This window comes from Sporosarcina psychrophila, assembly GCF_001590685.1.
Classification (GTDB): domain Bacteria; phylum Bacillota; class Bacilli; order Bacillales_A; family Planococcaceae; genus Sporosarcina; species Sporosarcina psychrophila.
Genome location: NZ_CP014616.1, coordinates 1,490,244 through 1,509,405 on the forward strand (window position 1 = coordinate 1,490,244; position 19,162 = coordinate 1,509,405).

The 19,162-nt window shown below is 41.5% G+C and carries 15 protein-coding genes and 1 riboswitch; of the genes, 9 read left to right on the plus strand and 6 right to left on the minus strand.

The window, feature by feature from the left end; genetic code table 11:
• The first annotated feature begins 89 nt into the window (after nt 1-89).
• From AZE41_RS07230 to AZE41_RS07245, 4 genes are all read left to right on the plus strand, one after another.
• A complete protein-coding gene (locus AZE41_RS07230) occupies nt 90-1,862 on the plus strand; it encodes a sigma 54-interacting transcriptional regulator (RefSeq protein ID WP_067207400.1) in 1,773 nt (590 codons plus the stop codon).
• A gap of 144 nt (nt 1,863-2,006) precedes the next feature.
• Nucleotides 2,007-3,734: an acyl-CoA dehydrogenase FadE gene (locus AZE41_RS07235; RefSeq protein ID WP_067207403.1), complete on the plus strand. Its 1,728-nt coding sequence runs from the start codon at nt 2,007-2,009 to the stop codon at nt 3,732-3,734.
• Between the two features lie 16 nt (nt 3,735-3,750).
• Complete coding sequence (locus tag AZE41_RS07240; RefSeq protein ID WP_067207404.1) at nt 3,751-4,653, plus strand: NAD(P)-dependent oxidoreductase; 903 nt, start codon at nt 3,751-3,753, stop codon at nt 4,651-4,653.
• Nucleotides 4,654-6,114, plus strand: a complete 1,461-nt coding sequence (locus AZE41_RS07245; RefSeq protein ID WP_067207407.1) for a CoA-acylating methylmalonate-semialdehyde dehydrogenase — start codon at nt 4,654-4,656, stop codon at nt 6,112-6,114. It begins immediately after the preceding gene.
• Nucleotides 6,115-6,167: 53 nt separating this feature from the next.
• Here AZE41_RS07245 and AZE41_RS07250 read toward each other — a convergent pair whose 3' ends face one another.
• Together AZE41_RS07250 and AZE41_RS07255 are read right to left on the minus strand one after the other, a co-directional pair.
• A complete protein-coding gene (locus AZE41_RS07250) occupies nt 6,168-7,202 on the minus strand; it encodes an enoyl-CoA hydratase/isomerase family protein (RefSeq protein WP_067207409.1) in 1,035 nt (344 codons plus the stop codon).
• A 15-nt stretch (nt 7,203-7,217) separates the two neighbouring features.
• A complete protein-coding gene (locus AZE41_RS07255) occupies nt 7,218-8,003 on the minus strand; it encodes an enoyl-CoA hydratase-related protein (protein ID WP_067207412.1) in 786 nt (261 codons plus the stop codon).
• Between the two features lie 522 nt (nt 8,004-8,525).
• On the opposite strand from AZE41_RS07255, the gene AZE41_RS07260 reads away from it, so the two are divergent.
• From AZE41_RS07260 to AZE41_RS07270, 3 genes are read left to right on the plus strand one after another with little or no spacing between them, the layout of a single operon-like run.
• On the plus strand, nt 8,526-9,266 hold the full coding sequence (locus AZE41_RS07260) for a metal ABC transporter ATP-binding protein (protein ID WP_067207414.1): 741 nt from the start codon (nt 8,526-8,528) through the stop codon (nt 9,264-9,266).
• Complete coding sequence (locus AZE41_RS07265) at nt 9,266-10,123, plus strand: metal ABC transporter permease (protein ID WP_067213888.1); 858 nt, start codon at nt 9,266-9,268, stop codon at nt 10,121-10,123. Before AZE41_RS07260 ends, AZE41_RS07265 begins: the two co-directional genes overlap by 1 nt.
• 33 nt (nt 10,124-10,156) lie before the next feature.
• On the plus strand, nt 10,157-11,089 hold the full coding sequence (locus AZE41_RS07270; protein ID WP_067207416.1) for a metal ABC transporter substrate-binding protein: 933 nt from the start codon (nt 10,157-10,159) through the stop codon (nt 11,087-11,089).
• Between the two features lie 208 nt (nt 11,090-11,297).
• Here the strand turns inward: AZE41_RS07270 and AZE41_RS07275 are convergent, their stop codons facing one another.
• Genes AZE41_RS07275 through tenA form a run of 4 tightly spaced genes read right to left on the minus strand, consistent with a single transcriptional unit; the run spans nt 11,298 to nt 14,437 of the window.
• Complete coding sequence (locus tag AZE41_RS07275; RefSeq protein ID WP_067207418.1) at nt 11,298-12,275, minus strand: ABC transporter substrate-binding protein; 978 nt, start codon at nt 12,273-12,275, stop codon at nt 11,298-11,300.
• Nucleotides 12,272-13,012 carry an ABC transporter permease gene (locus tag AZE41_RS07280; protein ID WP_067207420.1) on the minus strand — a complete coding sequence of 247 codons (741 nt, stop codon included), beginning with the start codon at nt 13,010-13,012 and terminating at the stop codon, nt 12,272-12,274. The genes AZE41_RS07275 and AZE41_RS07280 overlap by 4 nt, the downstream gene beginning before the upstream one ends.
• Nucleotides 13,009-13,758 (minus strand): ABC transporter ATP-binding protein, encoded by a 750-nt coding sequence (locus tag AZE41_RS07285; protein WP_067207423.1) that lies wholly within the window; start codon nt 13,756-13,758, stop codon nt 13,009-13,011. Before AZE41_RS07285 ends, AZE41_RS07280 begins: the two co-directional genes overlap by 4 nt.
• Nucleotides 13,745-14,437: a thiaminase II gene (gene tenA, locus AZE41_RS07290; RefSeq protein ID WP_067207426.1), complete on the minus strand. Its 693-nt coding sequence runs from the start codon at nt 14,435-14,437 to the stop codon at nt 13,745-13,747. Before tenA ends, AZE41_RS07285 begins: the two co-directional genes overlap by 14 nt.
• Before the next feature lie 107 nt (nt 14,438-14,544).
• A riboswitch (TPP riboswitch) is annotated at nt 14,545-14,648 on the minus strand.
• 150 nt (nt 14,649-14,798) lie between these two features.
• On the opposite strand from tenA, the gene AZE41_RS07295 reads away from it, so the two are divergent.
• Together AZE41_RS07295 and AZE41_RS07300 are read left to right on the plus strand one after the other, a co-directional pair.
• Complete coding sequence (locus tag AZE41_RS07295; RefSeq protein ID WP_067207428.1) at nt 14,799-15,956, plus strand: exonuclease SbcCD subunit D; 1,158 nt, start codon at nt 14,799-14,801, stop codon at nt 15,954-15,956.
• The gene (locus AZE41_RS07300; protein WP_067207431.1) at nt 15,953-19,030 is read left to right on the plus strand and encodes an AAA family ATPase; all 3,078 of its coding nucleotides are present in this window, start codon (nt 15,953-15,955) and stop codon (nt 19,028-19,030) included. The genes AZE41_RS07295 and AZE41_RS07300 overlap by 4 nt, the downstream gene beginning before the upstream one ends.
• Nucleotides 19,031-19,162: the final 132 nt, after the last annotated feature.

Consider the following 19,162-nt stretch of genomic DNA (forward strand, 5'->3'; position numbering starts at 1 on the left):
CGATGATTCGTTCTTTAAGGCATGGAGGTAAGACCTGCTGGAGAATGGATCATCGCCTTTTCACATTATCAAAAGGTGGATGATGAGAAATGGTAAAAGAAGATTATTATAGGGTTAAAGAATGGATGAGCGAATATCCGCAAGTGTTGACAAAGGACCTTGAAATCGGAGAAACATTACGTTTGCTCTCCGAAGGACATTGTTCGGAACTGCCAGTTGTGGATCATGAACGACTAATCGGAGTCGTCACAATAGGGGATTGCCTTGCTACTATTAAGAGTGGAATAGGTTGGAATGAACCGATTAACTCTATTATTAGTGCAGTCTTCCAATCGGTGAATGAAGATTTCTCCGTGAAGCAATTGGATGGATGTCCAACCTATGTCGTATGTGAGAAGACAGGCATGCTCCAAGGAGTAATCACACAAATAGAACTGCTGAAGATTAATCAAGCCCTTTTTCAACGACTTGAAAAATCAAAGGAGACAATCGAGTGGTATACACTATGTTTTGATACGGCTTATGAAGGATTGACGATTGTAGATGAAGCGGGTGTGATTCAATTGTTTAATGAAAACTATAGCCGCTATGTTGGCGTGACTAAGGAGGAGGCTATTGGCCTTCCAGTAGAAAATGTTATTGAGAATACAAGGATACCAATTGTCCTTAGAACGGGTATCCCTGAGCGTAATCAAATCCATTGGCTGCAGGGGCAAAAAATGGTTGTTCACCGAATGCCGATTTGGAAAAATGGTCGTATTATTGGGGCCGTCGGTATGCTTATTTATGAAGGCGTTTCTGAAGTCCAGCAAATTATCACTCAAATAGATTTGTTAGAGCAACGAAAAGGGAGTGAAACGTCGATTGAGGTGAGCAAAGTTGCTGCACAGAAACGGTTCACTTTTGAAGATATTCTCGGAGAGAGTCCCGCCATATCTAATACAAAGAAGCTTGCAAGAAAGGCAGCACAGTCTAAGGCTCCCGTTTTGATCACTGGGGAAAGTGGTGTTGGAAAAGAGCAATTTGCAAGGGCGATACATGATACGGGTAAGATGAGCAGTGGACGTTTTATCAGTGTTAATTGTGCAGCAATTCCCGAGAACTTAATCGAATCAGAGTTATTTGGCTATATGGAAGGTGCGTTTACAGGTGCGAAAAAAGGAGGGAAACCCGGAAAATTTGAGCTTGCTCACATGGGAACAATTTTCTTGGATGAAATTGGTGACATGCCCCTTGCGACACAGGTGAAAATTCTTAGGGTGATTCAGGAAAAAGAGGTGGAACGGATTGGTGGAACTGAACCGATTCAGGTCCAGTTCCGGATTATTACAGCTACAAATAAAAATCTTGAAAAAATGGTGAGGGAAGGCGAGTTTAGAGAAGATTTATATTATCGGCTTCACGTGATCCCCTTGAATATTCCTCCACTTAGGGAGCGGAAAAGCGATATCCCACTGATTATTTCCGCACAGCTACCCACTCTTTGTCAAATGTACGATAGTGAGGGGAAAACGATTGATAAGGAAGTCATGCAACTATTCTTTCGATATCATTGGCCAGGGAATGTACGCGAGTTAATTAATGTATTGGAAAGATTATTTGCATTGACAAGCGAATCCCATATTAAAATGAGTGATTTGCCAAACGAATTTTTTCGAATAGAAAAGAAACAAGAATATATGACTATTTCCTCGTCGTTAAGCGAAAGAAATGAAGTAAGACAACTTGTGCATGAGGAAGAAGAGAAGAATATCATTGAAAAAGTATTAAGAGAAGTAAGCGGGAACAAGTCGGAAGCGGCTAAACGTCTCGGCATTACAAGAGCAACTCTTTATAATAAACTATCTCGTTATCAGTTATAAATGCATACTGCTAAATAGAAGCGTCAATTTGTCTAGTCACTTAGACAGTTGGCGCTTTCCATAGCTTAGAAACATCTGTGTTCCGTCCGAGATTTTATTGGCATGCAACTTGCAATATATAACATTGAATGGAGGGAATGAGAAATGGAGCAGATACAACACTTAATCTCAGATACTAATTTAACAAATAGTAGTATGACTTATTCCTATTTTACACCCGAAGATTTTACAGACGACTATGAAATGATTGCTAAAACAACCAAACAATTTCTGAAACTGGACGTGAAGCCTCAACTTGAAAAAGGTTTGTCGATAGAAAATCAAGATGTTCGTGTACTTTTTGAAAAAGCTGGGGATATTGGTCTTCTTGGTATTGAAGTCCCGGAAGCCTATGGTGGTTTTGAGTTAGGGAAAATGGTTGCAGGTCTCGTTGCAGAGATAATGGGTGCGGCCGGCTCATTTAGCGTTTCGTTTAATATTCATGTTGGTGTTGGTACATTGCCATATGTCTATTTTGGTACAGCAGCCCAAAAGGAAAAGTACTTACCGAAATTGACAAGTGGGGAATGGATTGGTGCTTACGCCTTGACAGAGTCGAATGCAGGGTCGGATGCTTTGAATTCGAAAACAACTGCCGTCTTGAACAAAGGAGGGACGGATTGGATATTGAATGGTGAAAAGCAATGGATAACGAATGCCCATCTCGCTGATTGTTACGTAGTGTTTGGAAAAATAGCCGAAGGTATGACTGCATTTATCGTAGAGCGAACATTTGAAGGAGTGTCAGTTGGACCTGAGGAAAAAAAGATGGGGATTAACGGTTCTTCTACTGCTACTCTTATTTTGGAAGACGTCAAAATACCTGTTGGAAACGTCCTGGGGGAAATTGGGAAAGGGCATCATATTGCTTTGAATATTTTAAATATGGCTCGTTTGAAACTTGCATTTGCCAATATCGGAACGGCAAAGCATGCATTACATCTATCAGTAGCTTATGCGAAAGAGCGAAAGCAATTCAGCAAAGCATTGATTGGCTTCACGATGATCCAAGAAAAGGTAGCCAATATGGCAGTACGAATCTTCGGTGCAGAAAGTGCGGCATACCGAACAGCGGGGGAAATGGATGAAGCGCTTCAATCTGTTGATTCGGAAGAGGAGTTAGTAAGAATTGTCGCTGACTTCATGATTGATTGTGCAATAAATAAAGTGAATAGTTCAGAAGCCCTTGATTATATTGTTGACGAGGCAGTGCAAATCCACGGGGGATATGGTTATATGCAGGAATATGAAGTAGAAAATTTATATCGCGATGCACGAATCAATCGGATTTTCGAAGGGACGAATGAAATTAATCGTCTTGCAATTGCTAAAGGTGTACTGAAAAAAATCGAAAAGGGGCAACTATGGTCTGCAAAAAACGAAGTGGACAATCGGACGCATGCTTTGACGCGGCATTACGGCTACTTAGTAAAGGCAAAACAACTTATCGGAATTGTCGTGAAAGCGCTTGCTGGACCTTTAGGGAAATCAATTGAAGAGGAACAAGAGTATTTAGGATTACTAGCCAGTATGAATGAAAGGCTATTCATCATGGAATCTGCTTTGCTAAGGACTGAGAAGGCACTAATTAAAAATGGGGAATCCGAGGAAAAAAGGAAGATGCTAATGTCCGATGTCATTTGTGAAGAGGGGTATCGAAGTATTCAAACAGCAGCTATTTCGTTTGTATCAAGTGCTCTACCCGATGAGGAAAGTCGTGGGCTTATGCTGATGGAAATTCAAGCAATCTCAGCTCCGCTTTACAGTAATATGTTTATCAAGAAGAGAGAAATTGTTCAAGGAATAATAGAAAGCGCTCGATATAACGTCTAAAATATGGGGGGACTCGATGATGAAAATTGGCATGATCGGCTTAGGGAATATGGGAATGCCCATGGCGAAAAACTTACTGGAATCTGGATTCACTGTTTATGGAAATGACCGAAGTGAATTAGCTGAAACTGTATTTCAGCAAGCGGGCGGAATAATTGGTCTTTCTGCAATACAAATGGCAGGATGTTGCGCTATTATTTTGACGAGTTTACCATCAACAGCCGCGGTGGAATCAGTTTATTTAGGAGAAGCAGGGTTGATTCACCAAAGCGATGAAAATATTCTTTTGATTGATACGAGCACTGTTTCGCCGGAAGTGAATCGCCGCATAAGCGAGGAAGCACAAGCGAAAGGAGTTGCTTATTTAGCCGCACCAGTCAGTGGGGGTGTGATAGGTGCGGAAAATCGGACATTGACATTTATGGTTGGTGGCCGAGCGGTGGACTATGAGCGTTCATTACCAATTATTTCAGTACTAGGCGAAAATTTGTTTCATGTGAATGAGCGAATTGACAGTGGTACAATTGCAAAATTGATAAATAATCTGCTCATCGGTTTCTATACCGCAGGGGTGAGTGAAGCGTTGGCATTAGCAAATGAAAATAACATGGACATGAACAAGCTTTTTGATATGTTAAATGTTAGCTATGGACAGAGTCGAATATATGAACGGAACTTCAAATCATTTATCGAAAATGAGGAGTATGAACCGGGATTTGCGCTGAAGTTATTACGAAAAGATATGGGATTCGCATTGCAATTGGCAGAGAGTAATCAGTTGCATCTCCCAATCAGCCAAGCCCTTTTTGCAGTTTATGAAGAAGCGGAACATGCGGGATTAGCGGAAGAGGATATGTCAGCTTTGTATAAAAGAATTGGACATCAAAAAATAGCATTTACAATAGGGGGATTGAAATAAATGACTACAACAACTATAAAGCAAATGAAAAATTGGATTAACGGTGAATGGGTGGACTCATCTGGTACTGAAACGGAAACAGTTTCTAATCCAGCAACAGGTGAAACAATTGCTTATGTACCACTATCTACAAAGAAAGACGTCGATGCTGCAGTGGAAGTGGCAAAACAAGCTTTTCTATCGTGGGCCGATATACCAGTTCCGAACCGTACGCGTCTTCTGTTTACTTACTTGCAAAAGTTGGAGGAACATAAAGAGGAGTTAGCACAGATTATTACGATGGAAAGCGGAAAAACATTGACAGATGCAAGAGGGGAAGTGCAAAGAGGGATTGAGGTAGTGGAACTTGCTACGTCAGCGCCTAGCATGATGATGGGAGAAGCTCTACCAAATATGGCTACCGGTATTGACGGATCTGTCTGGCGCTACCCGATTGGAGTTGTCGCAGGGATCACTCCATTTAATTTCCCGATGATGGTGCCCCTCTGGATGTTTCCACTCGCAATTGCTTGCGGGAATACATTTGTCCTTAAAGCATCTGAAAGAACGCCCGTTTTAGCGGGACATCTTGTTGAATTATTTCACGAATCCGGTTTCCCGAAAGGTGTCTTAAGTTTGGTGCATGGGGGAAAAGAAGTGGTGAACGGTTTACTGGAGCACCCAGATGTCAAAGCAATTTCTTTCGTTGGATCAGAACCGGTTGCAAAACATGTGTATGAAACGGGTACGAAATACGGTAAACGTGTTCAGGCGCTTGCTGGTGCAAAGAATCATGCGGTCGTCATGGCGGACTGTCATCTCGAAAAAACAGTTCAAGGAGTTATTGGTGCAGCGTTTGGCAGTAGCGGTGAGCGTTGTATGGCTTGTTCGGTCGTTGCAGTTGTTGATGAAGTTGCAGATGATTTTATGGAGCTACTTGTTGCAAAAACGCGTGAATTATCAGTAGGAGATGGACGTTATAAAGAGAACTTTGTTGGCCCCCTTATTCGCAAATCGCATAAAGAACGTGTGCTTAGTTATATAGAGAGTGGTATAGCTGATGGGGCTTCGCTGATTGTCGATGGTCGAGAAATAGATAGTCAACTGGCAGAAGGAAATTATCTCGGAGCGACTATTTTTGATAACGTGAACAACGAAATGAAAATTTGGCAGGAAGAACTCTTTGCTCCAGTGTTAAGCATTGTGCGTGTGAAGGATTTAGAAGAGGGAATTGCGCTGACAAATCAATCGAAGTTTGCCAATGGAGCGGTCATTTATACGGGAAGTGGTAAAAGCGCTCAAACGTTTCGTGAAAAAATTGATGCGGGTATGATTGGAGTAAATGTGAATGTACCTGCACCAATGGCATTCTTCTCTTTTGCCGGGAACAAATCTTCGTTCTACGGAGATCTCGGCACAAATGGGAAAGACGGGGTACAGTTTTATACGCGTAAAAAAGTTGTAACGGAGCGCTGGTTCTAAGAAAAGAATTGAAAAAAGCCGAATTCCTTTTTGGGGGATTCGGCTTTCTATATTTAGTCAGCAATGAAAAAGCCGTTGACCATTTCATTCGAAACAGATGAAATGTGTGGATACTTATAGCAAGGTGCTAAATCTTTATCAATCAAGACAGAGCGAACTCCTTCGAAAAAGTCTTCGTGTTTCATGAAGTTCATTGCAAGAATAAGGTCTGTGGCAAGGCATTCTTCCAATGTTTTTTGTTCGCCGTCAATTAACTGCTTTAGTGTCACTTTTAATGATACAGGTGATTTCGTACGCATTGTTTCTATGGCTTCTTTCGCGAATGAAGTATCATTTTCCCCTAAGGCATCGAAGAGGGATTCTATCGTCGTCTGAGAGAAATGGTCGTCTATGTCTTTTTGCAAAGATACTAGTTTGCCTTCATCCGGTGCGGTTGATGTGTATTTTGCGAGCAATGTGTCAATGGTTGTTTGCTCCCATTTCCTTCCCTCCAATTCATCGATGAAAAGCAGGAGTTTTTCATGAGACATAAAATGATCTGCTCCATTTATATACAGTACATCTGCAGCTTTTAATTGTGTAGCCGTCAATGCTAAATATCTTCCGATGAATCCCGGAGCCTTATTTAAAAAATAGGCGGCACCTACATCTGGGAAAAAACCAATTGTCATTTCTGGCATTGCCCAAACGGTACGCTCGGTAACGATTTTAATAGAAGCACCATAAGTTAAACCTACGCCGCCTCCCATGACAATACCATCTAAACAAGCAATGATTGGTTTAGGGAATTGGGCAATGGATAAATCTGTTTGATATTCTTCTGTGAAAAAGTCGTTTGCTTTTTGGAGACCATTTTCACTATTTTTCGCTTCATATAATGTTTTAATATCTCCGCCGGCACATAAACCTTTTGTTCCTGCACCTTTGATTATGACAGCTTTGACACGTTCGTTTGTCTTCCAATCTGTTAATTTTTCCCTGATTGCTTGAACCATCGCGAAGGACAGTGAGTTTAAAGCTTTCGGCCGATTGAGTAAAATTGTAGCAACTCCATTGTCGCTTATTGAAAAAAGGACTTCTTCTGTCATTGTTCACAACCCCTTTTACGTATGTTTAAATAGCGGTTTTCTTTTTTCAATAAATGCGTGTACACCTTCCTTGGCATCGTCTGTTAAAAACAGTTCAGCAAAATTGTTACGTTCCCGTTCTAGCCCATTTACTAAGGATTCATTTGCTCCCTGTATGATACATTCTACAGCTCGCGTGATGCTGGTCATACTCTTACCGTCTACAAATGCTTTGGCAATCGTTTTAGCAGTTGGCAAAAGATCTTCTGGGGAAACGACTAATTGGATAAGTCCAGCTTCCTTTGCCTCGTCGCCGTTAAGTTGTTTGCTTGTTAAAATTAGTTCCAATGCAGTGGCTGTACTGGTTATCCTGCTCAATCTTTGCGTTCCGCCGAACGTAGGGATAAGCCCAAGTTGAAGCTCGGGTAATCCCAGTTTGGCTGCAGATACGGCAATCCGGTAATGGCAGCTCATAGCCAATTCCAATCCTCCACCAAGACAAGCACCATTAATGGCTGCGATAACGGGTTTTTTCATCGATTCTATTTCGTTGCAAATTGCTTGTCCCGCTGTGGCCATTGCCAATCCTTTCTGGTCGTCACCTAGTGCGTCAATGAATTCTTTAATATCAGCACCGGCAACAAAGAAGCGACCTGCCCCAGTTAAAATAATCGCTTTCAACTTATCATCATTGGCAAGACATTTAAAAACCTCTCTTAGTTCGGCAATGCATGCTGTTGACAATGTATTGGCTGGTGCATGGTCTATTTCCACGATTGCAATGTCATCTTCAATCAGTAGATTTGTGAAATTTCTTGACATGATTTTTCCACTCCTTTATTAACTATATATGTTGACATAAAGAATCCACTCAACAACGCTTGGCCTCCCTATGAGGCGCCTTCGCTGGTGATTATATAGAATCATTAGTTCAATATATATATTAGTTATGCAATTATCATGCCAGTCTAAAGAGTGTGTAGTAGGAATGTTTAATTAATATGGAACTGTAAAACTGTCTAGACAGTTTTACAGTTCTTCGTCAGATGAAAGTTTTCGTAGTCGGGAGATTTTCATCGGTTGAAGCCTGTGAACTGAAATCTAATCAGGGAATCTACGGATGCTGTTGGTATGGCTTTATAGGGGTTATTTTTCAAAAAAATATTTTTTTCTTTACTTTTGGTTTTAGATGTTCTACTATGAAGTTAGTAAAGTTTCCTGAGGGAAACAATAATGTAATTCATTTTTTTGCCTATAAAGTTTCCCTAGGGCAAAAAAAATTTGGATTTAAAGTTTCCCTTGGGAAACTCCGGCATATAAATAGATATATGGAGGTGTGTAAATATGAAAGATGCAATTGTAGTTTCGAATTTGCATGTGTCGTATTTCGGAAAAGAAGTGCTACATGATATAGAGTTCACGATATCAAGTGGGAAATCAGTTGGAATCATTGGACCGAATGGAGCAGGGAAGTCCACTTTGCTTAAAGTGTTACTAAATTTGATTTCAAAAGATAAAGGGGATATTACAATCCTTGGTTCCACGCTGAAAGAGGTCCGTAAACGAATTGCTTACGTTCCGCAGCGTAGTACAATCGATTGGGATTTCCCGATTACAGTCAAAGATACAGTTCTTATTGGTACGTATCCGACAGTTGGATTATTAAAAAGGCCAGGGCGAAAGGAAAGGGCATTGGCTCTGAAGTGCCTTGAAAAGGTTGATATGATCGAGTTTCAGGATCGGCAAATTGGAGAATTATCTGGCGGTCAGCAGCAGCGTGTTTTCCTGGCTAGAGCACTTGCTCAGCAGGCAGATTTGTTTTTACTCGATGAACCATTTGTTGGAATTGACGCAACGAGTGAAGAGATGATTGTGAAGATTTTAAAAGAGTTGCGCGATGAAGGAAAAACAATCATCGTCGTCCATCATGATTTGAACAAGGCGGAAAAATATTTTGATGAACTGTTGTTGTTAAACAAGGAGTTAATTGCGAAGGGCAGTGTGAAAGAAGTGTTTACGCCTCAAATGATTTCAAAAGCATACGGCGGACAATTATCGTTTTTAGATGGGGTGATGGCGAAATGATGCATTTCATCGAGGCAGTTATGCAATATGGTTTTCTGCAAAAAGCGCTTATTACATCGGTGATGGTTGGTATCATTAGTGGCGTCATTGGCTGTTTTATTATTTTAAGAGGAATGGCCCTGATGGGGGATGCGATATCTCATGCCGTATTACCAGGTGTCGCAATTTCTTTCATGCTAGGTATCAATTTCTTTATCGGAGCGGTAATAACGGGTATTTTAACAGCTATCGGTATAGGATTCATCAACCAGAACAGTCGTGTGAAAAATGATTCTGCGATTGGCATCATGTTTACTGCTGCATTTGCCGCTGGGATTATCCTTATCACATTTATGAAGAGTAGTACAGATTTGTATCACATCCTGTTTGGGAATGTGTTGGCGGTCAGACCTTCTGATATGTGGATGACACTAATAGTTGGTATTTTCGTGTTGTTAAGTGTGTTTATATTTTATAAAGAGTTGCTTGTCAGTTCGTTTGACCCGATTATGGCTCAAGCATATGGGCTTCCGACTAAGATGATCCATTACTTTTTAATGGTTCTATTAACACTTGTTACGGTCGCATCGTTACAGACAGTGGGCATCATATTAGTCGTTGCGATGCTTATTACACCCGCTTCGACAGCTTATTTATTAACTGATCGGCTGTCTGTCATGATAGTCATTTCAGCTGCATGTGGAACGATTTCGGCGATAATTGGTTTGTATTTGAGCTTTACGTACAATCTTGCATCTGGCGCAACAATCGTACTCGTCGCAACCGCTTTATTTTTCTTAGCATTTATATTCTCACCGAAACAAGGTTTATTGTGGAGAGCTATTCGAACAAATAAACAAAAATCAGCCGTTTTATAAAAGGTAATTCAAAATAGAAGGGGAAGATTGTGAATGAAAAAAAGTATGCTATTGTTTGCGCTGGTTGTTGTTGGAGTCTTGTTGTCGGCATGTAACCAAGGGGCGACTGCTCCAAAAGAGAAGGGTGAAAAACTGCAAGTCGTTGCGACGTATTCGATTGTCTACGATATTGTGAAAAATGTCGGGGGAGATTTGGTCGATGTTCACAGCCTTGCACCGATTGGATCAGATCCTCACCAATATGATCCACTTCCGGCAGATGTCGCTTTGACGACAGATGCAGATGTTGTTTTTTATAACGGGCTAAATTTAGAAGAAGGAAATGCATGGTTTACTAAATTGATGGAAACCGCTGGAAAAGCGGGGGAGGATGCGCCGGTATTTCGTGTAAGTGAAGGGGTTGAACCGATGCTCCTCAGTTCGAAGGACCATTTAGGGGAAGAAGATCCCCATGCTTGGCTTGACGTGCGCAATGGCATCAAGTATGTAGAAAACGTGCGTAAATCCCTGAAGAAAATTGATCCAGAAAATGCAGACATCTATGATGAAAACGCGGATGCATATATCACTGAACTCAAAGCCCTTCATGAAGAAATCGTGGAGAAAATGAACAAGATCCCAGAAGAACGACGGATACTCGTGACGAGTGAAGGTGCGTTCAAATACTTCTCCAAAGCGTATGATTTTAATGCAGCCTACATTTGGGAAATCAATTCACACCATGAAGGAACACCTGAACAGCTGACAACTATCATTGCAACTATCAACGAGGAAAAGGTTCAAGCATTATTTTTAGAAACAAGTATCGATCCACGTAGCATGGAGATGGTATCAAGGGAAACGAATGTGCCGATTAAAGGGAAAATCTTTACGGACTCTCTAGGGAAACCTGGTGATGATGGCGATACGTATGTGAAAATGCTAAGATGGAACGCAGACATGATTTATAGTGGTTTGAATCAATAACAAAATGATGAAGCAGCCAGGACTTTTTACTTCAAAAGTCCTGGCTGCTTTTTGGTGGAAATAGTTGTGTCGGTGATAACCTAATCCATGGCGGTGATAAGTCCGTTTGAGCCGGTGATAACCCAATCCGTGGCGGTGATAACCTCGTTTGAGTCGGTGATAACACAATCCATAACGGTGATAAACTCAGTATAAGCTTGTTTTTTTGTTAGTCCATATTAATGAAAATCCCATCAAGATTTGCTTCGTTTTTCAATAATCCGGTTTCTGACATCCAATCGGCAGTTGCTTGCCATGCCTGTTCATCCTGCTCACCAAACGTACCAGGTGCTGTCATTTTCGGAAGAAGAATCGAAAGTGACTCTCTTTCAACAACCTCGACGAGTGGGAAATTCGCTTCATCCTGGTATTTTAGCAAGATAGATAGCGCTTCTTCAGGATCTTTCTCCATATCATCAAAGGCTCTTCCGGCAGCGCGCCAAAATGCTTCGATGTTCTTTTGGTCTTTCTTCCACGTATCGTCACTTGTCACAACAATAAGTTCATAAAACGAAGGTATTTCGAAGTCTGTCGGGTCAATATAGCCTGTTGGAAATCCTTCATATTCAAGTAGCGGTACTTCATGATTAATATATGCCCCGATAACAGCGTCTGCTTTTTTTGAAATCAATGCAGAATTTAATTCAAACCCCACATCGACCATGTTTACTTTACCGTAGTCTGCACCATCTGCTTTCATCATTGTTTCTAGTATTGCTTCGTTCAAAGGGATTCCTGAATAGCCTACAGTTTTTCCTTCTAGATCTTTTGGTGACTCGATACCACTTTCTTTTAAAAATGCTACGTGATTCAATGGCGAACGAACGAGAACGCCGACGGATTTAATGCCGATATTCTGTTCAGACTTTGCAATTATAACGTCAGGCTGATAGGTGATGCCCATAGTCACTTTTCCTGCTGCTGCAAGGTTAATAGGATCAGTCGGACTTGCGGGGAACTTGATATCCAGTTCAATGCCTTCATCTTTGAAATAACCTTTTTCCTCCGCAACATAAAGGAAGCTATGTACAGCATTAGGATACCAATCAAGCATGATACTTACCTTTTCTGTTTTTTCATTAGCATTGCACGCGCTGAGCAATAGGATTAGCGCAAGACTTGTAAGTGATAATGTGATTTTCTTCAATTTTTAATCCTCCATTTTAACGTTCGATTTTCAATAATGGTAACGCTGATGAATAGCCCGATTCCGACGGCACTCAGTACAAAGATGGGTGCGAAAACAGCTGCACCATCGAACTGCGTCATCATACGCCTACTGAAGTAACCAAGGCCTGCCTGCGCCCCTAACCATTCTCCGATTGCAGCGCCAATTACACTTAGTGTCACAGCGACTTTCATTCCAGAAAAGAAATGAGGGAGGGCAGTTGGTACGGAATATTTATAGAAAATATCCTTTTTTGAAGCACCCATCGTCAAAAAAAGTTCTTGTATATCTTTTTTTCCTGACGATAAACCATCGAATGTATTCACTGTTATCGGAAAAAATGTGATGAGCACAGTAACAGCAACTTTGCTCCAAATTGTGTAACCAAACCACAGTACAAAAATAGGTGCAAGCGCAATAATAGGAACCATTTGAGATGCAATGAGAATTGGATAGAGCGCTTTTCGTATGCCTGGACGGGAAGACATTAGCACTGCAATTGCTGTTCCTGAAATAATCGAAATGGCTAGGCCGATAATAATCGTCATCAAAGTAACCGGTAGATGTTTCAACAATAATACTTCCCTCAGTTCCCAAAAACGTATAAAAATTTGTATAGGGGAAGGGAGAATGAACGCTTTACCGTAAAGGCGTGCACCCAACTCCCAGATACTTAGAAATCCTGCAATGATTACTAAGGAAGCCGTATTTTTCACAGCGAAACCTCACTTCTGAGCTTGCCGATAAGCAGTTCTTTTAGCTCGAGCATTTCAGCGCGATGTAAATCGTTTCTTATTCGAGGTCTTTCAAGAGGCACTTCGATTTCCACGAATGAAGTGACAGGTTTGTTTTGCAACAGAAAAATACGGTCTGACAGAAACAGTGCTTCCTCTACGTCATGTGTGATGAAAAGGACAGTTGATTTGCGCTTTTCCCACAGATTGATTAGCCACTCTTGCATAGCCAGTCGGGTGATGGCGTCGAGTGCTGAAAACGGTTCATCCAACAATAGTAGGGAATTGCCAGAAAGAACAGCGCGTAAGAAAGCGACGCGCTGCTTCATTCCACCCGAAAGTTCTCCTGGATAGTTATCCTCTGTTCCACCAAGACCGAACTCTTCTAATAATGGTTGTACTTGTTCCTTGGCGGCCTTCTTATCTAATCCGGCTACTTCAAGCGGAAGACATGCATTTTCTAAAATGGTTCGCCAAGGCAGTAACAGATCTTGTTGTGGCATATAGCCAACCTTTCCGAGGCGCTGACTATTTGGATTTCCTTCAAGAGAAATGGTACCCCTTGAGGGTTCATCTAACCCGGTTACAAGACGAAAAATAGTACTTTTCCCGGAACCGCTCACACCAATTATCGAAATAAACTCACCGGGAAGAATGTTGAATGTCAGATTATCGAGTATGCTGTTGCCTGAATGGTACGTGAATGAAACACCGTCAAACGATAGCATTTATCATTTCAACTCCAGGCCACATTTGTTTTGTATTTGCCATATCCCAAAACATATATTCATAACGAGTTGTATTGAGGAAGATCTCCTCGAGCTTTAACAGTTCATGCTCCGGTTTTCCTTCTGCTGATTTGTTCATTAAATCAATACACCAGCCCGCAAGTTCCTTGAATTCATCCGAAGAATACATCTGAATCCAATCGCCATATAACGAGTGATCGGCAGCACCTGGAATAGCATTTAGCTCCTTACCGATTTCCCAGTAACTCCATGCGCAAGGAAGCAGAGCAGCCATCACTTCCGCAACGGTTCCATTTTGACAGACGTGTAACATGTAGTGTGTATAGGCAAGAACAATTGGTGACGGCTTAGCGTTTTCAAGTTCCTGTTCAGAAATGCCGAACCGCAGTGCGTAGCTTCGATGCAGGGCCATTTCCTTGTTCAGCGTCCCATCGAGTAGTGTCGCGAATTTGCCCATCGTTTCCAAGTCGTCGGCTTTTACAGCCCCAATCGCAAACAGTTTTGCATAATCAATCAAATACAAGTAATCCTGTACCATATAAAACCTGAATTTATCCGGATCAAGCGTCCCATCGCCAATTCCTTGTACGAACGGATGGCTATGATTCTGTCTCCAGATTGGTAACGTCTTTTCTAACAAACGGTCAGTGAACTTCATGATTCCAACACTCCCTTTGTATTCTTGAAAACCAAAAAACCCACTCCTTGAAGAAGAAGTGGGTTGTAGACAATCAAAAGTATCCCGGAAAATAGACCGGCAGAATTATTGTGTCAGCACCTCTTCCTTACGCTGGTATTAACCAGTTCAAGTTATAAGGGTCAAGGCACATGCCTCTCTCAGCTCTGTTAGAGCACCCCTAGCGGTGGATCATATGAAATTGGACTCATCCCCATTATAAGCATATTAAAAATAGAAGGTCAACCTTAACTTTGTGAAAAGTTAGAAAGGAATGTATGTTTCCTTTTACGAGAATTATCCTGTAAAGTAGAAAGAAAAAGTATTGAAGGGGGAAATGAATTTGAAATTTTTCCATACAGCGGACTGGCATTTAGGCAAGCTCGTTCAAGGTATATATATGACAGAAGGACAGCGTTATGTGCTTGATCAATTTGTAGAGGCAGTCAAAAAAGAGAAGCCAGATGCGGTCGTTATCGCAGGCGATTTGTATGACCGTGCGGTGCCACCTACAGAAGCGATTGCACTACTTGACGAAGTGCTTGGAAAAATCACTATGGAACTTGGAATACCTGTCCTTGCGATTGGAGGAAACCATGATAGCCCGGGACGCCTCCATTTTGGAAGCGGATTGATGCGAGTAAATGGCTACCATATTGCAGGTCAGATGACGAAAGTAATCGAACCGGTCGTTTTGTCAGATGACTACGGTGAGGTTCATTTCCATCTCGTACCATTTGCGGATCCTTCTGTTGTAAAACATTTGCACGAAGATGAAACGATTGTGAACCATAACGATGCGATGAAGAAAGTGACGGCAACTATCCGTGAACAAATGGCAGAGGGGGTCCGACATGTATTTGTTGGACATGCTTTTGTGACACCTCACGGAGAAAGTGAAAATAACACGAGTGACTCCGAACGACCGTTGGCAATTGGTGGGGCAGAATATGTGTCGGCGCATCTTTTCGAAGGATTTAATTATACTGCACTTGGCCACCTACATCAGGCACATTATGTGTTAAATGAAACAGTGCGATTTGCGGGTTCGCCAATGAAATATTCGATTTCAGAAGAACATCATAATAAAGGGTTTCTAATTATCGAACTTGATGCTGCAGGGCAGGTATCTGTTGAGAAACGGGAGTTGAAGCCAAAGCATGATATGCGGACGGTTGTAGGGACGATGGAAGATATTTTGTTGCACCCAGTAAGTGAGGATTATGTTTTTGTTAAATTGCTAGATGAGACACCGGTTTTATTCCCGATGGAAAAAGTACGGTCAGTCTATCCGAACGCGATGCATGTTGAGCGTAAAGTGCTCATGCTGACCGCAAATGCGGTTGATGAACAACGTATGGAACATGGGAAGCATGATGATTTAGCACTCTTTAAAGCATTTTACGAAGAGATGAAAGGAGAAGCGGCAGACGTAGAAACGGAGACCCTCTTTTCAGAAGTGCTCCATGAAGTTATGCACAAGGAGGGGACACAGCTGTGAGACCAATTCAATTAATGATGACGGCATTTGGACCATATAAAGGGACGGAAACGGTCGATTTCAGGGAATTGAAAGACAATCGACTCTTCGTTATTTCAGGAGCTACTGGTGCGGGGAAAACCACGATATTTGATGGGATTTGTTTTGCGCTATATGGTCAGGCGAGCGGAGAAGATCGAACGGATAATCGTGCGATGCGAAGCGACTTCGCAGACGACGCAGTTCAAACGACCGTTGAATTGACGTTTGACATTCATAATCGAACGTACCGCATCATGCGGCAAATACCGTATGTCAAACAGGGGAACAAGTCCGAAACGTCTGCGCGCTGCGAGTTCTATGAACTGACGGAAGACGGGGAGGTACCACTTGTCGACAGGCAGATTGTATCTGAAATTAACAAGAAGGTAGAAGAACTAATCGGCTTTACACAAGCACAATTCAGTCAGATTGTTATGCTGCCGCAAGGAGAGTTCCGAAAGTTTCTAACGTCTGATACAGAAAATAAAGAAACAATCATGCGGAAAATATTTAAAACAGATAAGTACCGTGAAATAGTGGAGCAGCTAAAAGGGAAGAAAGACAGCGCACAAGCGACTCTGACGAAAGAGATGCAACAGAGCGAGGGGCATATTGGACAAATAGCGACCTTACTGCCCGAGCGTGAGTCATCGGTCTTTACTGTTCTTGCGAATGAACATTACAATGTGAATCAAGTCGTTCAAGGATTAGAAGAAGAATTTGCGTTTTATCAAGACAAGACGGTTGTTGTTAAAAAGAGTTACGATGAAGTTTATGCAAAACATACAAAAATGCAAGAAATGTACCACGCCGCGAAAAGTATGAATGAACGTTTTATTGAACTACGTCAAAAAGAATTATCGTTAAATAAGTTAACGGAACAGTTGCCAATTGTGGAACAAAAAGAGCAACAAATAGCCGACGCAGAGCGAGCTGTTTCAATCGGTGAACTTGAGATGCAATTACTCAAATTGAAAGAAGAAACTGCCACGAAAGCAGGTAATCTTAAGAATGCGAAGGAAGCAGTCCAGATAGCAACAGAAAAAATGGAACTTGCTGGAGAGCATTTTCGAGTGGAAGAAGCAAGAAAAACTGACCGTGAAAAGCTGACGGAAAGTTTGATACGACTAAAAGATTTCCTTCCGGCTGTTTCAAGTTTGGCATCGAAGGAAACTGCTCTTGGTGTGATGAAAAAAGAAAACAATCATTTGGAAAAAGAACTTGGGAAAACCGTTAGAATGACAGATGAAGAAACGAAGAACTTGGAAAAAGTGAAAGTAGAAATCGAGATGTTTGAAGTGGGACAAGTTCAGTACGATGAACGTATCGATCAACTAAATGAAACGATTGAAAAGTGCAAACTACTGGATGAATTCATTGCCATTCGAAATCGGATACACGTATTGGAACAAGGAAAGAATGATCACGAGGCGCGTTATGAGAAAAGTAAATCGGAATACGATGCAGTAGAACAACTTTGGCTAAATAACCAAGCAGCTATGTTGGCTGAGTCTTTAAAAGACGGGGAATCCTGCCCGGTATGTGGGAGTGAACATCATCCCGCTAAATCGCATAAAACAATTGAAGTAACCATTTCAAGGGAAAAGCTGGAAGTGGAGAAAGAACGGCTGAAAGAAGTCGAGGGGCAATTCCGAACCGCGGCTATTACCTACCAAAATACAATCGAGCAGTTAACTGATAAAGAAAATGAAATGAAGCGGTTAGCTATAGAAAAGGATAATAATAATTTACATGAGGTAAAACAGAAGCTAGAAGCGGAAGTGGCTAAGCTTCGCGCAGATCGAAAATTGCTTGTTAATCTGAAAGTGGAATTGAAAAAGAAAGAAGTAATTACAGCGCAAATCGTGGCGCAGAAAACTGAAATGGAACGTGCATTGTTTCAACAAAAATCGTCCTATGATACACAACTAGCCCTGTTTAACATGACATTACAAACGATACCCGAAGATGTACGGGTACTAGCCACGCTTCAGGAGCGGATTGCTGAAACTGAAAAGAAAAAAGAAGAATTAGATTACGCTTGGGAAGTAGTCCAGAAAGTGCGTGAGGAAACGAGCGAGAAGCTGGGGTCGGCGAAAGTAGCAGAAATTCATGCTGGGGAAACCTTGGAAGAAGTTGTAGGGAAGAGGGGGCAGGCGGAAAGTAGATTCAAAAAAGCATTAGAAGAATCGGCATTCCCAACAGAACAGGCTTATCGTGAGGCGAAAATGCAAGAAGTTGACCGCATTTTGTTGAAAGAAAAAGTGGCGGTATTCAAACAACAACTTTATAGTTTACGCGATGCAGTAGGGGAGTTACGGGTACTGCTTGAAGGGAAAGAAGTGGTGGATTTGAGCGATTTGGCAACGAAAGTGGCCAAATTGAAAACTGATTATGAAGCCGCTCTTACTGACTATAATGCTTCTTCAGAATATGAAAAAAACGCATTCAGTTTGAAGGAGAAACTTGTACAGTCATCCGTAACAGTGATTGAACTTGAACGAATATATGGGAAAATCACAGACCTTTACGATATCGTAAGAGGACAGAACGGTTTGAAGTTGTCATTCGAACGCTATATTCAAATCGAATACTTGGAACGTATTATCCAATCGGCGAATGAACGTTTGAAAGAAATGTCGAACGGGCAGTTTGTCTTAATCCGCAGTGACCGTCAGGAAGTACGAGGGAGACAAAGTGGACTGGGTCTCGATGTATATGATGCTTATACAGGGCAAACACGTGACGTGAAGACATTGTCAGGTGGCGAAAAGTTCAATGCCTCTCTCTGTCTAGCACTTGGTATGGCAGATGTCATTCAAAGTTTCCAAGGTTCGGTGTCAATTGATACGATGTTTATTGACGAAGGATTCGGGTCACTTGATGAAGAGTCGTTGAACAAAGCAATTGACACATTAATTGATCTGCAGAAATCAGGTCGTATGATTGGCGTCATTTCTCACGTTGAAGAACTGAAAGCTGCATTCCCTGCGATTCTCGAAGTGAAAAAAGCAAAAGAAGGCCATAGTCACACGAAGTTTATTATTAAATGAGTTAATCTTATGTCCGTTTGCATGTTCGATCATGCAAACGGACAATTATTATATCGAAAATAGTATTATAATTTGTTTATTGATAATATATCAGAAAAATCAATGTTTTATTATTCTTTTTAACATAATAAA